16 protein-coding genes are annotated in these 14855 nt (G+C 55.6%); 5 read left to right on the forward strand and 11 right to left on the reverse strand.

All coding sequences use genetic code 11. From position 1 onward, the window contains the following. Positions 1 to 122 precede the first annotated feature (122 nt). Both AC1HCZ_RS00005 and AC1HCZ_RS00010 read right to left on the reverse strand, forming a co-directional pair. Positions 123 to 671, reverse strand: a complete 549-nt coding sequence (locus AC1HCZ_RS00005) for a hypothetical protein (RefSeq protein ID WP_479461494.1) — start codon at positions 669 to 671, stop codon at positions 123 to 125. A gap of 43 nt (positions 672 to 714) precedes the next feature. Further along, positions 715 to 1875 carry an RsmD family RNA methyltransferase gene (locus AC1HCZ_RS00010; RefSeq protein ID WP_479461495.1) on the reverse strand — a complete coding sequence of 387 codons (1161 nt, stop codon included), beginning with the start codon at positions 1873 to 1875 and terminating at the stop codon, positions 715 to 717. Between the two features lie 46 nt (positions 1876 to 1921). Here AC1HCZ_RS00010 and AC1HCZ_RS00015 point away from each other — a divergent pair, with 46 nt between their 5' ends. Beyond that, positions 1922 to 2500: a hypothetical protein gene (locus AC1HCZ_RS00015; RefSeq protein ID WP_479461634.1), complete on the forward strand. Its 579-nt coding sequence runs from the start codon at positions 1922 to 1924 to the stop codon at positions 2498 to 2500. Here AC1HCZ_RS00015 and AC1HCZ_RS00020 read toward each other — a convergent pair. From AC1HCZ_RS00020 to rpl18a, 8 genes are read right to left on the reverse strand one after another with little or no spacing between them, the layout of a single operon-like run. After that, positions 2489 to 3532 (reverse strand): 50S ribosomal protein L10, encoded by a 1044-nt coding sequence (locus AC1HCZ_RS00020; RefSeq protein WP_479461496.1) that lies wholly within the window; start codon positions 3530 to 3532, stop codon positions 2489 to 2491. The genes AC1HCZ_RS00015 and AC1HCZ_RS00020 overlap by 12 nt on opposite strands. 6 nt (positions 3533 to 3538) lie before the next feature. After that, positions 3539 to 4186: a 50S ribosomal protein L1 gene (locus tag AC1HCZ_RS00025; protein WP_479461635.1), complete on the reverse strand. Its 648-nt coding sequence runs from the start codon at positions 4184 to 4186 to the stop codon at positions 3539 to 3541. Between the two features lie 32 nt (positions 4187 to 4218). After that, the gene (locus AC1HCZ_RS00030) at positions 4219 to 4728 is read right to left on the reverse strand and encodes a 50S ribosomal protein L11 (RefSeq protein ID WP_479461497.1); all 510 of its coding nucleotides are present in this window, start codon (positions 4726 to 4728) and stop codon (positions 4219 to 4221) included. Between the two features lie 6 nt (positions 4729 to 4734). Beyond that, positions 4735 to 5172, reverse strand: coding sequence for a transcription elongation factor Spt5 (locus tag AC1HCZ_RS00035; RefSeq protein WP_479461498.1), 438 nt, complete (start codon positions 5170 to 5172; stop codon positions 4735 to 4737). 5 nt (positions 5173 to 5177) lie between these two features. After that, positions 5178 to 5372 carry a SecE/sec61-gamma family protein translocase subunit gene (locus AC1HCZ_RS00040; protein ID WP_479461499.1) on the reverse strand — a complete coding sequence of 65 codons (195 nt, stop codon included), beginning with the start codon at positions 5370 to 5372 and terminating at the stop codon, positions 5178 to 5180. Beyond that, on the reverse strand, positions 5369 to 6391 hold the full coding sequence (gene ftsY / locus AC1HCZ_RS00045) for a signal recognition particle-docking protein FtsY (protein WP_479461500.1): 1023 nt from the start codon (positions 6389 to 6391) through the stop codon (positions 5369 to 5371). Before ftsY ends, AC1HCZ_RS00040 begins: the two co-directional genes overlap by 4 nt. Beyond that, positions 6339 to 6800, reverse strand: a complete 462-nt coding sequence (locus AC1HCZ_RS00050; RefSeq protein WP_479461501.1) for a hypothetical protein — start codon at positions 6798 to 6800, stop codon at positions 6339 to 6341. The genes ftsY and AC1HCZ_RS00050 overlap by 53 nt, the downstream gene beginning before the upstream one ends. Further along, positions 6797 to 7135 carry a 50S ribosomal protein L18Ae gene (rpl18a, locus tag AC1HCZ_RS00055; RefSeq protein ID WP_479461502.1) on the reverse strand — a complete coding sequence of 113 codons (339 nt, stop codon included), beginning with the start codon at positions 7133 to 7135 and terminating at the stop codon, positions 6797 to 6799. Before rpl18a ends, AC1HCZ_RS00050 begins: the two co-directional genes overlap by 4 nt. A gap of 66 nt (positions 7136 to 7201) precedes the next feature. Here rpl18a and AC1HCZ_RS00060 point away from each other — a divergent pair, with 66 nt between their 5' ends. The 3 genes from AC1HCZ_RS00060 to AC1HCZ_RS00070 are packed head-to-tail and all read left to right on the forward strand — an operon-like array spanning position 7202 to position 12355. Beyond that, positions 7202 to 8260, forward strand: a complete 1059-nt coding sequence (locus AC1HCZ_RS00060; RefSeq protein ID WP_479461636.1) for an NAD(P)-dependent glycerol-1-phosphate dehydrogenase — start codon at positions 7202 to 7204, stop codon at positions 8258 to 8260. Further along, positions 8257 to 9666, forward strand: a complete 1410-nt coding sequence (locus AC1HCZ_RS00065) for a hypothetical protein (protein WP_479461503.1) — start codon at positions 8257 to 8259, stop codon at positions 9664 to 9666. Before AC1HCZ_RS00060 ends, AC1HCZ_RS00065 begins: the two co-directional genes overlap by 4 nt. A 40-nt stretch (positions 9667 to 9706) precedes the next feature. Further along, complete coding sequence (locus tag AC1HCZ_RS00070; protein ID WP_479461504.1) at positions 9707 to 12355, forward strand: ATP-dependent helicase; 2649 nt, start codon at positions 9707 to 9709, stop codon at positions 12353 to 12355. Here AC1HCZ_RS00070 and AC1HCZ_RS00075 read toward each other — a convergent pair. After that, positions 12253 to 12975 carry an MBL fold metallo-hydrolase gene (locus AC1HCZ_RS00075; protein ID WP_479461505.1) on the reverse strand — a complete coding sequence of 241 codons (723 nt, stop codon included), beginning with the start codon at positions 12973 to 12975 and terminating at the stop codon, positions 12253 to 12255. The genes AC1HCZ_RS00070 and AC1HCZ_RS00075 overlap by 103 nt on opposite strands. 74 nt (positions 12976 to 13049) lie before the next feature. Between AC1HCZ_RS00075 and AC1HCZ_RS00080 the strand changes: the two genes are divergently transcribed. After that, positions 13050 to 14855, forward strand: a complete 1806-nt coding sequence (locus AC1HCZ_RS00080) for an ATP-binding protein (RefSeq protein WP_479461506.1) — start codon at positions 13050 to 13052, stop codon at positions 14853 to 14855.

Below are 14855 nucleotides of genomic sequence, written 5' to 3' on the forward strand. Positions count from 1 at the left end.
CCGTAGCTCAGCCTGGTAGAGCGGCGGGCTCTTAACCCGTAGAGGCGGGGCTTGGCCCGTTTCCCGCCGCGGAAGTCCCGGGTTCAAATCCCGGCGGGCCCGCCACACAGCAGCACGGGCTCCTACACCACTACTTCCCTCAGCTCATACACTATGTTCGGCAAGGGCACCACGAACATCAAGCTCATAACAGCGTAGGTAGCGAGTGACACGGGCCACGGTAAGGTAAAGGCGAGGGACGAGCTCACGAGCCCGCTGCCCGCGCCGTAGAGGGCGAAGGCCAAAGCGGCTTTTCCCTTCGTCTCTTCAGCTACGTCCTTAACGTACATCACTAACCGCTTGAACTTGTTATACTTTGATTGTACCAGTTCCTCCAACTCCTTCCTTTCCTCTGGGTTCTGTATCAGTTTGGTGTCCAAACCTTTAACGTCCAACAGCAAGTCCCAAGCCTCCCTAACGGCCTCTACCTTATTGCTTATTACATTCTTGAACAAGAATGCCGAAACCCCTAAGAGGACGACGCCGGCCGCGGCGACTAAGGGGAGCTTGAGCGAGGCGCCCGCGGCGGAGGCCGCCACATATGATGCGAGGAAGGCTAGGAGCTGCCTCCTCTCGTAGAACTGCGCCGCGGCCTCTCTGAGCTCCGCTTCGGCCACATCTACGACGTTCACCTCGCGAGTCACCTAAGGGGGAGTTCGGGGGTTCACTTAACGGTTAGGGACGCGGGCTCAAGTCCTTCACTACCCTAAAGACCTCCTCTACCGGGGCGTCGGTCTTAATCGATGTGTAGTCGTAGTGCGTCAACAACGCCTTATAGCCCAAGCTCCTCAGCTCCTCCACCACCAACTTGGGGCTCGGCATGTTAACCTTTAACAGGCTCGCAACCTTCTCAACCTTATAGGAATAAGGTACGCCCACCGAATCCTCCTCTATCAAGCTTTTCAAGAAGCGTTTTACCTCACCTCCAGCCAGTTCTGCTGCCCTCTTGGCCAAGGGTCCCGTCAAGGGACCCAACCACAAGGGGCCTAGAACCTCTCCCTTGGGGACCCTCTCGGGGAGGGGGTAGCCCTTTACGACCTCGACCGAGTAGCTGGGGCCGTAGAACAAGTAGCCGAGCTGCGACAAGGCTTCGTCCGCCCTCTTCGCCCCCCTGTCCACCGAAAGTTGCGCCCTCACGTAATAGTCCTTGAAGAACGCCGCCTCCGGCTTGAGGGCCACCTCCCTCACAGCCGCCACCCTGACCAGTGCGGCTATCAAGACCCTTATTGCAACCTCCTTTGAGAAGGGCGTCCTCCTCACCGAAGCCCCGTACTTGCGCAGAGCCGACTGAGGCCTCGCCCCGGTCAAGGGGGCGGTGTCGGTGGCCGTGAAGGCCACCACCCCTCCCCTCCTGGTCGCCCTTATCGCCCCGTCAGCGAAGGGCATGGGCGAGCCGAAGGGGTCCACGTCCACCAAGTCGTAATACCCTCCCCTCAGCTCGCGGGAGTGTAAGACTGCGTTGGCCTCTGCGAGCAAGACCTTCACCTTGTCTTCTAAGTTATTAATCTTTATATTGTACTTTATCAGCTCGACTGCTTTCGGGTTCGCGTCTACGGCCAGCACCTTGTCAGCCCCGGCCTCCGCTGCGTACCTCAAGCTTCTCACTCCGGAGCCGGCCAGCGGCTCCAAGACCTCCAGCCGCCCGAGCCTCTCCTTGAGCGCCGCTCCCAGCGCGACCGCCACGTCTCTGTTGAACTTCGCCTTGGGGTTGTAGAAAACTGGGGCGTGTGCGGGCTCGTACACGCCGTCGGGCCTCAGGTAGTCGCTCATCCTGGGGACCGCGAGCTTTACCTTCCCTTCTTCGATTACCTCTATAGGGTACTCCGGCCCCGACAATTTACTTTCCCGCCCGGACCTCCCGGGGGGACGGCACTTGATAATAGTGGAAAACTTGGAGGAGTACAGCGAGTGGCTGCTCTACGAGTACGAGCACGCTTACGAGCTGGTGGGCGATGAACTATTAATAGCAAACGTGAAGGACGAGATGTTGAAGAGTTCTCTGAGAGAGCTCGGAGTGCCTTTCGACGAGAGGAGCGTGGCGGAGCTGATAGACTCCTTGCCGAGGCCTTGGGTAGTGTTAGACCCGAAAGGGGATAGAGAGTTGGTCCCGGAGGAGGCCTCCGGGACGGTCGTCGTGGGCGGGATCTTGGGCGCACACCCCCCTAGGGGAAGGACGTGGGAGATGCTCACCAGCAAGCTCTTGCCAAAAGGAGTCTTGGTCAGGAACCTGGGGCCCGAGCAGTTCTCTATAGACGGCGCAGTCGCAGTCGCTTGGTTGATTAGGAGCGGGAAGAGGCTGAGCGAGATAGAGAGAGTCATAGGAGTAGAGCTAGAGGTGGGCGAAGTGATGGGGATGAAGGTAGTGGAAGAGCTGCCTTACGCCTACCCCGTGGTGGACGGTAAGCTGTTCTTCTCAGAAAAAGTAAAGGAGTATTTGAAGAGGAAGAGGTTAGCCGAATAGCGCGCCCAAGCCCGCAGAGAGGTCTTCCTCTGAGACCTCCTTCTTTTCTTCTTCCTCCTCCACCTCTTCCTTCTTCTCCTTCGCCTCCTCCTCGGCCGCCGGGGCGACGGTCGGGACCTCCACTTCTATTCCTAGTTCCTTTGCCTTGTCGCCCAGCGCGCCCACGAGCGCCAGCGCTTGCGCGTAGGCCTTGCTGATCAAGTATGGTGCAGTCTCCTCGGTGAGCCAGCCCGCTTCCACAGCAACCTTCAAAGCGTCCTGGAACGCCTTCGCTACGCTCAGCTTTAGCACGTCCGGCACGGGGTACGCTATGCTCACTCCTAGCGCCAACGCGTTGGTGTAGGCCTCTTGTATCTGTTCCTTATACTTGTTCAAGTCCAGTACTAGCTCCTCCGCGGGCACCCACTTCTTCAAGCTCTTTATGTAGGCTCCTTTTATCTTCATTTTTAATTCCATAGGTGTTATGCCTAGCTTCTGGAGCAAGCTGGCGAGTTCGGGCGAGATGACGTCCCCGGGCTTGGCGACTACCGTGTCCTTGGCTATGTGGATGGTCCCTCCCTTGACCATGGTCTTAATCTTCAGCTTACCGAAGGTAGATAGTATGGGGCCCGGGGTTAAGCCCGTATCTCCCGCAGGGACCACTATCTCGCTCTGGGCCACGTCCCCGGGTTTTGCGGGAGCCGGCATGCTGAACTTGGATATCTTGAGGGCCAGCTTGAACGGGTTCTCGTTGGTAAATACGAACATGTTGGAGCCTACCAGCTGTTCGTCCATCTCCTTGGGCATCTCGATTCCACTCTGCTCGAACGCTTTCCTCACCAAATTGTTCTTTATAACCTTCATGTAGGGCAGCTCTTTCCTGAACTTTTTCCTGAACTTGTGTACCAAATTGGCCGGCGTCTGTACGAGGTCCAGCACTAGCACTACGTCGTTCTCCTTCAGCCTCTCTTTTACCTCGTTCACGAGCTTTACTTTCCACTCGGGGAACTCCTCCCTGTGGTACGTGGAGACGCGATCAGTGATGGCGCTCAAGGGGCTTCACCTCCTGCTCAGAACGAGCACCGGCGGACCCATAGTTGTCTTCACTATAACTTTAGCTATCTGATTTTGAGGGTTGGGAAGCTTCCTCTCGAGCGCCCCCAAGACGGCCGCAGCGTTCTCAGCTAGCTCCTTGGGGTCCATGTCCTCCGTGCCTATGCTACACATGATTTGTGGCTGTTTCCTAACCCTCAAGTTGACCGACTTCGAGTACTTCTTGACGAAAGCCTCCAACGGCGCGTTGGGGGGTAATGGCACCGGAGCCTTCCCTCGGGGGCCCAAAGCGGGACCTAAGATCTTGCCCGCTATGCCCATCAAGTCTGTCTGAACCAAGACCCAGTCGCACCTCTTCGCGAGCTTCTTGGCCGCCTTCTTGTCCATCTGTTGGAGCTCGTCCCTAGTGACGACTGTCAAGCCCATCCTCTTCGCTTGCAAGGCCAAGTCCCCGTGGGCGACCACACAAACCTTGACCTCCTTCTTGGGGGCGTGCGGGAGCTCGACTACCTCCCTTATCCTTCCTTCAGGACCCTTCAAGTCTATATCCTTCAGGACTACGACTAAGTCAACCGACTCCTTGAAGTTACGCTTTCTACTCCTCTCGAGGGCCTCCTTGACGCCCCTCTCCAAGAGAGCTTCGTCCACTAGCAACTTCTGGCCCTCCTCCACCACTAAGAGGGGTTTTAACTGAGTGCCTCCCACTCGGGCTCGTACTTCTTAAGATAATCGTCGTACTTGCCCTCTTCCACCAACCGGGTCACTTCCTTGGGGTCCATCTTGTCTACAGTCAAGCCTATAGCTCTGGCCGTGCCGAGCACTGTCTTCACGGCCCCCTTCAAGGTCTTGGCCGTCAGCTCCGGGGCCTTGAGCAGCGCCGCCTCCACTACCTTCTCGAAAGGCAAGTCGCCCACCTTTTGGTGTATCGGGTCCCCGGAGGGGGCCTTGGCGCCCGCCAGCTTTAGGAGAAGCTCGGTTATGTTTGGGGGCTCCACTTCTATTTCATACTCCTTAGTGTCGGGATCTACAATGACCTTTACAGTTACTGTGAAGCCCTTGTACCTCTTGGTAATTTCGTTTATCTTTTGGACTACCTCGTTCGGGTCGAGGCCCACGGACTCCAACGCAGGCTTTATCGGGGGAGCGGGTTTGGCGTTACCTCCCTCGACGCTGAAGGTTAATACTTTCTTGGGCATTGCCTCTCACCTCCGCACCGGCCGCACGTAGTCCGCGGGGACTGTTATTTGCAACGGATAGGCCGCCTCTACTATGCTGAGCACCAGTTCGTTCTTCTCCGGTATCTTGGCCTCAACTCTCGCCTTCACGCCCTTAAAGACTCCGGCCACCAGTTCAACTATGTCGCCCACCTCGACGGTCTCTATTATCGGCACCGGCTTTATCATCTTGAGTACCTCGTCCAACGACATCTTCTTGCCTGGCCCTCCTCTGACGTACTTTATCCCCCTGACCGCCTCGGCCACCACGAAGTGGGCAGGGCTCTCCACTATAACGAAGCCCTTGATCCTCGGGGGCACAATTATTGACTTCACGTCTAGATTCTTGACTTTTGCCCTTTCCTCAATTAGGAGTGCGACGTCAACTTCTCTGCCGCTTACAGTTCTCACCGGGAAGAACGGCACTCCGATCACCCGTAGAGCAGTAATACTATGGCCAGCCTTATTATGTATGCTAAGGCCGCAATTATCACAGTGCTCAAGCCGACCACCTTTAGGACCGTCTTTATCTCGTCCTCATCGGGCTTGCTCGCCAAGGCCAATATTGTTTTCCAGTCGTTTATCAAATTCCTCAACTGGTTCGCGTAACGGCTTAGTTCCTTCACTTCTCATCACCCAACAACCGCTCCACGAACCACTTAGGGTCGAACTTTATCAAGTCCTCATAGTTCTGACCGACGCCCAAGTAAAGGACGGGCTTCTTTATTGTGGCTGCCACGCTCAGCACCGCCCCTCCCTTGGCATCTGCATCCACCTTAGTCAGTATCACAGCGTCCACTCCTACGGCTTCGTCAAAGAACTTCGCTTGCTCCACCGCGTCGTTTCCAGTGAGGGCGTCCAAGATCAAGACCTTGTAGTCGGGTTCAGCGACCTTAGCTACCTTCCGGAGCTCGTTCATCAAGTCTACGTCTACATGCATCCTTCCGGCAGTATCTATCAAAACTACGTTGAATCCCCTCGCCTTGGCGTACTCTATCGCGTCGTAGGCCACGGATGCAGGGTCGCTGCCGTAAGGCTTAGTTATTATCGGAACGCCTATCCTTTTTGCGTGCGCCTTGAGCTGCTCCACTGCTCCCGCCCTGAAGGTGTCGGCCGCAGCCAACACCGGGGTGATCCCGGCCCTCTTCAGCGCGTAGGCTACCTTAGCTATCGTTGTTGTCTTACCAACTCCGTTAACTCCCATGAACATGATCTTGAGTATCTTGCCTTCTTGACGAGCCCGCCTCGCCTCCTCGACCAAGTCGAAGGTAGGTACACTTATCAAACTCAAGATGGCGTCCTTCAGAGCCCTCTCTATCACTTCCCTCTCGTCAGCGCCTCTCTTTATTTTCAGTCCAACTAAGTTCTTCTTGAAGTTCTCGATCAGTTCCTCAGCTACCTCGTAAGCGACGTCGAGCTCGCTCAGCATTAAAACGTATTCCTCCAAGAGGGGTTCAAGCTTCTTTACGTCTATCTCTTTGTAAACGATTGTGTCCTTTAGTTTGGATAAAAGGCCCTTCTTCTTCTCCTTCTCCCCCGGTCCCTCCGCCTCTGGGAGAGCGGGCTTCTCTTCGGTTACTTCCTTCGTGCTCTTAGCTACTTCGTTGACCAGCCCCTTGAGTGCCTTCTTTAGGCGTCCCAGCAACGTTCAGTTCCCGGTAGATCTCGGCAACCCTGGCTTCTATTGAAGTCAGCGCTTGCGTCACCTTCGCGAGCTCGGCCTCGAGGAGCTTCAGCTGCTCGTCCACCTTCTTCTTCTCTTCCTTGAGTCTCCGGGCCGCCTCCTCCGGCTTTGTGGACAAGTAAATGTTGGCCCCCAACGGGTATAGTACTTTGGTTTCGAGCTTGGACTTCACTAGGACGGGGCCCACGGGAACTAGGGCTTCCTTTTCGCCCTTCAACTCCTCCAGCTCGCTCGCGGCCAGCTCGGCGTCCCTCGCAAAGGACTTGAGGCGCTCGGCCTCCAAGGCGAGGCTGGTCTGTAAGGCCCGGAGCTGTTCGTACTCCCTTTGGAGCTTCTGGAGCTCCTCGAGCTTTTCTTTAGGCAAGCTCACTTCCGATCACCCCAGCCCAGCTTGTACTTCCTCCAGACCTTGTGCGCGTCGTAGGTCTCCCAGCCGTTCAAGTGCGCCAGCTGGAGGAAGTAGATGTCCTCTATTTCCTCCTCCTTCATTTCTTGAACTTTCTCGATCCTTATGTGGTACCTCTTCAGCTTGTGTCTGCTGCCGAGTTCCGAGAGCACCCTCTCCACTACCTCCTCGGGCTTGGTGCCCCTCTTTATCACGTTGAAGGCTTGCCACCTGGGGTTCTTGTCGTGCGATATCAGCATATAGCCGCTAATCTTGAAGAACTTGACGTCGCTCACGTTCGTTACCCCTGCTTGCCCCATTGGGGGTTTTTTAAGGGCTCACACCTCATTAGCGTCCTCCCCGTGAAGCCCTCGGTAGGGCTCCATTTGAGGGATCGCCACGAGATAGAGCTCATGAAGAGAGTGTTGGTAGGCCGGGGAACTAGGAAGGAGTTGCCAAAGGTTATCAAGGCGTTGGGCTTTGACGGCGGCGAGGTGCTTGTGGTCACCGGTCCCCACATATGGTCTGAGTGGGGCGACGAGCTCCAAGGCCTCCTGGAGAGAGGCGGGTTCAAGGTAGATTTCGTGACAATAACCGAGCCGTCAGTAAAAGAGGCAAACGACGTCTTAAAGAAATTGAACAACAATCCAAGCGTAGTGGTCGGCTTTGGCGGGGGGAAGGCCATAGACGTGGCCAAGTACATAGCTATGAAGCTCGGGAAGGACGTCGTGAGCGTGCCCACGGCAACCAGCCACGACGGCATAGCGTCTCCGTTCTCAAGCCTCAAGGGCCTGAAGGGGCCTACCAGCGTCAAGACGAGGACGCCAATAGCGATAGTCGCTGACATCGAGGTTATAGCGAGGGCCCCTGAGAGGCTCAACCGGGCCGGCATAGGGGACGTGTTGGCCAAGTTCTCCGCCGTGCGCGACTGGAGGCTAGCTCACGTGCTGAAGGGGGAGTACTACGGCAGCTACGCGGCCTCCCTCGCTCTCATGAGCGCCCAGCACGTCCTCAAATACTCTCCCCTCTTGAAGGCGCTGAGCGAGGACGGTTTGAGGATACTGGTAGAGGCCCTCATATCCTCCGGAGTCGCCATGTGCATAGCCGGCTCCTCCAGGCCGGCCAGCGGGAGCGAGCACTTGTTCTCCCACGCGTTGGATACGATAGCCAACAGGCCGGCGCTTCACGGAGAGCAAGTGGGGGTAGGGACCATAATGATGCTCTACTTACACGGCTCCAAACTCTGGAGGAAGGTGAGGAAAGTATTGAAGGACTTGGGCCTACCGACCACAGCAGAAGAGCTGGGCGTGAATGACGAAAAGGTAATAGAAGCGCTTATCATAGCCCACAAAATAAGGCCTGAGAGGTACACGATCTTAGGCAGCGACGGCTTGACTAGGGAGGCTGCTGAGAGGCTGGCGCGCACCACAGGAGTGATAAGGTGACTCGTAAAGGTCCCGCGGAGGAAGTTATGAGCTCTCCTCAGAAGCTCCAAATTAACAAGAAGCTCTTGGTGGTGGCCTCCCTCGCTGTGGCGTTGATAGCCGGCCTCTGCATAACCTTCCTAGTGCTCAGCAGCAAGCCATCCCAGCTTCAAACCCCGACGCCTCAACGAGAGCGCTTCGGCGCCCCAGCCGAGGGGGTGCCTAAGGTAACCACCGAATACCCGCTGGAGTTCACGGAGCTCAAGGGGGCAGTAACGGCTCAGCCCTTGACCTACCCGGGCGAGGACGGCACGGCGTTCCTGTTCGTTAACACGGTAAACCAGACGCAAGAGATATGGACTATAAATGGCAACAAGGTCGTAGGCAAGTTCAAAATAGAGGGCCCGGTCGTGCCGGTCTTCGACCCCAGAAAGGGCGAGTCGGCGACCTTGGACGGCAAGCTCCTCCTCGGAATTAACGGAACCCTTTACGCAGTGTACGGGAACGAGGCTAAGCCTTTGGGCAAGTACGCACGCTCCCCGGACGCTAAGGTAGGGATATTTGTGAAGGAGAAAGACATCTACGCTTGGGAGATAAGTGAAAAGAAAGCGGGGAACGACACCTTGGTCTACTGCACTCTCTACGACGTCTTGAAGGGTAAGGTGAAGTCAAATATAACATTCAACTTGGGCGCCAACGTAAGTGTGGTCAACCCCTTGCCGGACTTGTTGGACGGGAACGGGTGCTTGGTTCTGTGGATGAAGAAGATGTCGCCATTAATGTATTACCATTACAAGGGCAACGGCGGTGAAGTCAAAGGTAAGGAAGACCTAATTAAGATGAAGGTAGCTACGTTCGCGCCGATATTCTTGGAGAACAAACCGTACTCCAGCAACCCTTACTTCATACTGATAAGCCTCGGCAACATGGGCACGTTCGTGTTGAGGTTTCATAACATATTACGCAACGAGACCGTCGTCTACACGCTGCCCGGAATATACAACTTCGTCGGTGTGGGAGACTACATGGGCAACGGCTACGTAGGGGATGCGCTCTTCTTAGTTGCTACGAAGAACGGCTTCGAGACCTATGTGTTCGACGTTAATAACGTATACCAGAACTTCACTGTAGGTAAATTGGAACCTACGATCGCGGTGGCCACCGGGATATCGCTGGAGCCGAGGGTAAAGAGGATATTCGGCTTGGGTAACTTTACTAACACCACCGTAACTATAAAGAGTAACGTGGGAGAGCTGAAGTTCAAGTTAAAGAACGTTCCCCAGAAGGCCTCCTCGCTATTCATAACCTTAACTCTGGGCAAGAAGCCTTGCTACACCGCAATAGTGAACCCGACCGTAGGCGGGTTGACCACCCAGCAACAAGTGGTAAAGGGGAAGGTCTACTTGGCCAGCGGCTGTTGGGGCTAAACTTAATTTTTTGTGAATAGCGCCCAGACGGGCATCGAGGGTGTACTGGCTCCTCCGAGAGCTCCCCCCTTCCGAAGAGGTCCTAGAGCTCCTCCACCCGACCATTAGGGAATGGTTCAAGGAGAAGTACGGCAGCTTGAGCCCGCCTCAGAGGGGAGCAATAAAGTTGATCAAAGAGGGCAAGAACGTGCTCATATCTTCTCCCACAGGGACGGGAAAGACGTTGGCAGCCTTCCTTGGCATAATAGATAACTTGTTCAGAATGGCAGATGGAGGGCTGTTGGAGGACAAGGTGTACGCCGTCTACGTCTCCCCCCTTCGGGCCTTGGGAAACGACATGAAGAGGAACCTAATAGAACCGCTCAACGAGATCTACCAGAGGGCGGAGGAAGGGGTCCAAGAGATAAGGGTTGCCATTAGGACTTCCGACACCTCTCCCTCTGAGAAGCAGAGGCAGCTCCGCAGGCCCCCACACGTCTTGATAACCACCCCGGAAAGCTTGGCCTTGTCCTTGGTCTCTCCGAAGTTTAGAGAGAAGCTCAAAGACGTCAAATGGGTCGTTGTAGACGAGATACACGAGATGGCCTCTAGCAAGAGGGGCACCCACTTGACGCTTACCTTAGAGCGCTTGGCGCTGCACGCCGGCGAGTTCCAGAGGATCGGGTTGAGCGCTACCATTCACCCCCTAGAGACCGTCGCCAAGTTCTTAGGCGGGAAGGGGAGGGACGTTTGGATAGTAGACGCAAGATTCGCTAAGCCGGTGGACATAAAGGTCTTGTGCCCGGTTAAGGACATAGTCAACGCTGACGCGGAGGAACTAAACGAAGCTATCTACAGAACCATAGTTAATTTGATAAAAGAGCACAAGACCGTTTTGATCTTCACTAACACGAGACACTCCACGGAGAAAGTTGCGTTCAAGCTGAAGCAATACTTGGAGAAGGAGGGGCTGGCAGACAAGGTGGCCGCCCACCACTCGTCTTTGTCTAGAGAGGTTAGGTTGGAGGTCGAGGAAAAGCTGAAGAAAGGAGAACTGAAGGTCGTAGTGACGTCGACGTCGCTAGAAATGGGAATAGATATAGGCCACGTGGACTTGGTTATATTGCTTTCTAGCCCTAAGAGCGTGAGCAGGCTGCTGCAGAGGGTCGGCCGGGCGGGGCACAGGATAGACGCCGTTTCCAAGGGAAGGATAATTGTGGTCGACAGGGACGACTTGCTCGAAAACGCCGTGCTAGCGAAGTTAGCTAGGGAAAAGAAGATAGACAGGGTGAGGATACCAAGGAACGCCTTAGACGTGCTCGCCCAACACCTAATTGCCCTCACCCTCGAGCTAGGGGAGGTTCCCTACGACTTCGCCCTGGAGGTCACCAAGAGGGCATACCCCTACTGGGACTTGGACGAGAGGGACTTCGAGTCAGTAGTAAAGTACTTGGCGGGGGAGTACGGGTTGGAAGAGGAGAAGGTGTTCCCGAAACTCTTCTGGGACAAAGAGAAGAACGTGTTGAAGAGAAAGAGAACAAGCAGAATGATATTTCTAATGAACGCGGGGACCATTCCGGACGAGAGCAAGGTAAAGGTGGTGGACTCAAAGAGCGGCAAACAGCTGGGCCACGTGGAGGAGCTCTTCGCCCAGAACCTGGTTCCCGGCGACGTGTTCGTGCTTTCCGGAAAGACGTATAGGTTCTTGTATTCCAAGGGAATGAGTATTTACGTAGAGCCGGCGCCCAGCGAGAGGCCCACCGTCCCGGCTTGGTTCAGCGAAATGCTCCCCTTGGCCTACGACTCCGCCAGAGAGGTGGCCAAGTTTAGGGAGATGTTGACTAAGATAAGCTTAGAGCAGTTGGTAGAGGAATACCAGCTAGAGCCGTGGGCTGCCAAGAGCTTGAAGGACTACGCCCAAGAGCAGTTGGACTACGTCGGCGTGGTCCCGGGCGACAGCACCTACTTGGTGGAAATCTGGGATGAGGAGGACAGGAGGAACTTCATATTCCACTTCCTAATAGGGAGGAGGGGGATAGACGCCCTCTCTCGGGCTTACGCCTACAAGCTGGGCCAGCTCACCGGAACCAACGTGAGCGTAACCGTTACTGACTACGGCTTCATGCTCACCGTGCCCGGCCGTCCAGAGGTGGACGTGGAGGAGCTGCTCTTCTCCGTGACTCCGGCTAACTTGAGAAGTTACGTGGAGGAAGCGGTAAAGAGGACTGAACTCTTCAAGAGGAGGTTCAGGCACTGCGCCCAGAGGGGCTTTATGATATTAAAGAGGTATAAAGGAAGGGAAAAAACTCCAGAGAGGATGCAGCTGTCGGCGCAGCAACTAATAAAGGTAGTGGAAGGGTTGGAAGATTTCCCCATATACAAGGAGACGCTACGGGAAATATTGGAAGACTACATGAACATAGAAGCTGCCGAGGAGACGGTGAGAAGAATAGTGGAAGGGGAAGTGGAGGTAGAGGTGGTCGGCCCCTTGGAGGTACCGAGCCCCTTCGCGCACATAATAGTGGCTAACGCCTTCAGCGACGTAGTCCTCATGGAGGACAAGAGGAAGCTCCTCCAGAGGTTAAGAGAGATGGTATTGAAGAAAATTCAGAGTTCAAAGGAGTCCCCGTCGTCGGGGACCTCCACGCTTATCCCCAACGCCTCTCCCTCCGCTACCACGTCTGCCTCGCTCACGGAAGGGAGCAAGTGAACTGCGAACACCTTCTTGGCTCTTATTTCCTTTCCTAGCCTCAAAGCTTCCTCGTAGGTGTTGTGGGCCCCCTCTTCGCCCTTGGGAAGGGCGGCGTCCACCACTAAATAGTCCACGGAACCCCTCAGCAGCTCTAAGCTCTCTTGAGGGAGCCACTTGGTGTCCAACGCGTAGGCCAGCCTCCTCCCGCAGTCCACCAAGAACCCGGTTGCCGGTATAGAGTGGTTCAAAGGAAATGGAGTTATCTTTACTCCTTTTATTTCAATCGTTTCAAACGGCTTCACCTCGGTAAGCTTAAGCGAGAAGGGGGCATCCCTGATCTCCTTGAAATACGGGTGTTCGAAAGTCTCCTTGGTAGATAGTGTGGGCAACTGGGGGCCCCACCGGAAGAAGTTGAGCCCTCCCCAGTGGTCCACGTGTGCGTGACTTATCAATATGAAGTCTACTTCCCCCAGCTTCTTCGCCCCCTCCAACGCGGCTTCCCAAGATCCTACGTCTATGAAGAACTTCGCCCCGTCGCACTCGAAGGCGTACGTGCTCGGCCTCCTCTTCTTGTTAGTCTCCTTCCCGTAGGCAGGCCACCCGCTGGCCGGGCCTGTGCCCAAGAAGTGGACCCTCAAGGGCCTCGCCAGTTACGGCAACCCCTCTGTCCCCATATACCTCGGATGCCAAAGAAAGCCCCGAGGAAGTTATTGTGAAGGTTGTCGGGAGGGTGGTGGAAGTAGAAGGGTTGGACTCCTATACAGTAGTCGTTGATACGTCTGCCAAGCTCAGCAAGTTCGAATTCGTTTACTTTGAGGATGGCGGAAGAAAGGTGTTAGGTTACGTGGAGTGGGTAAGGGTAAAGCCCTTCTTGCCTTCGGACGTACCGTGGGACGTAGCCAGTAAGATGCCTTTGGACGGCAAGACGGCCGTGGCGCTCGCCGGAGTGAGGAGCTTGGACGAGGGGATTCCCTCTGTAGGGCAGTGGGTCTACTTGGCCTCGGACGAGGACGTCTCTAGAGTATACTCAGTCCCCGAGGAGAGGGGCTTATGGATCGGAAACTTGAAGAACAGACCTTCCGTTCAAATAAAGTTAGACATGAACGCCCTCGTGAGACACTTAGCGATAATAGCTGCGACGGGTTCGGGAAAGACGTGGACCAGCGTAGTCTTAATAGAGGAGCTGTTGAGGAAGGGGGCCACAGTCCTAATCTTGGACCCGCATGGCGAGTACGTCCCAATAAAGGAGAAGGTGAAGGAGCTGGGAGGGGACGCGCTGGTCCTAAAGGCCCACGCTGACCAGGAGGGCGACGTGCTCTACAAGATAGACTTAACCACTGTAGACACGGACGAATTGGCCTTCGTCATGGGAATACCGAAAACTGCCACCAGGATAAGGGCCGTGCTGGAGGGGGTTAGGTCTGCCGCCCAGAAGGCCTTCAAGGAGGGCGGCGACCGGGAAGCGCTCAGCTTGAGGAGAATGGTGGATTACTTGAACGCGGTGGCGGAAGCGTCGGAGATATCGCGATCATTCAATCAGTTCGCTTCCTTGTTGAAGTCAAAAGACTTTCCCATTGATGAAAAAGCGGTAAAGAAGCTATGGAGCGTTGTTAGGAAAGGCCCCGACCCAGTCTATGACTTAATAAAGTACGTTTCGGAATTAGAAAGGTTGGGCGTCTACGACACCCGACCGACGCCGTTGATGTCGTTCTTAAGGCCATCAACCGCAACGGTGTTCAACTTAAGCGGCATAAAGAGGGAGGTCCAGGTACACTTAGTATACGACGTGCTCAAAAGGATCTTCGAAGCGAGGGTGAGGTCCGTGAGGGACGTGCCGGGTGAGAAGTACCCATTCCCGGTAATGGTCGTCGTGGAGGAGGCCCACCGGTTCGCCCCTCCTCCTTCCGAGGAGAACGTCTGGACCGCTAACTTGCTAAAGAGAATAGCATCAGAGGGGAGGAAGTTCGGAGTACTGCTCACAATAATAACTCAGAGGCCCAGCAGGGTCGACCAAACCGTCCTAAGCCAGTGCCAGAGCCAGATAATAATGAGAATAATCAACCCTAAGGACCAAGAGGCCGTGGCGAACTCATCGGAAGAGCTAGGGGCCAGGCTTGCTTCGGACTTGCCCTCGCTCAAGCCCGGCGAGGCCATAGTGGTCGGGCCAGTGCTCCCGAAACCTGCCTTCATCAAAGTTAGACCAAAGACGTTGGACTACGGAGGAGGCGACTTGGACTTGGTCGAGGAGTGGGGCAAGGCTACCCTAATAAAGGAGAGAGTCCGGGCGGTGGAGGAGCTCGCCCCCAAGGTGGCCGAACTCTTAGGGACAAGCTTCACAAAAGACGATATAGAAAGGGCGAAGGGAATCATTGTTACAGAAAAGATCTACCTGAGCAGGGCTGGGGGCAAGGTCAAGGCCAGGGTGGGGGAGTGCTCCTTCGTCTTGGGGGAAGGGGCCTGCGACCCGGCCCGCGCCTTGGCGGCGGCCGTGGAGGCCGCCCTCAGGGGGTACCTCTGA

It is taken from the genome of Ignicoccus sp., assembly GCF_056435145.1.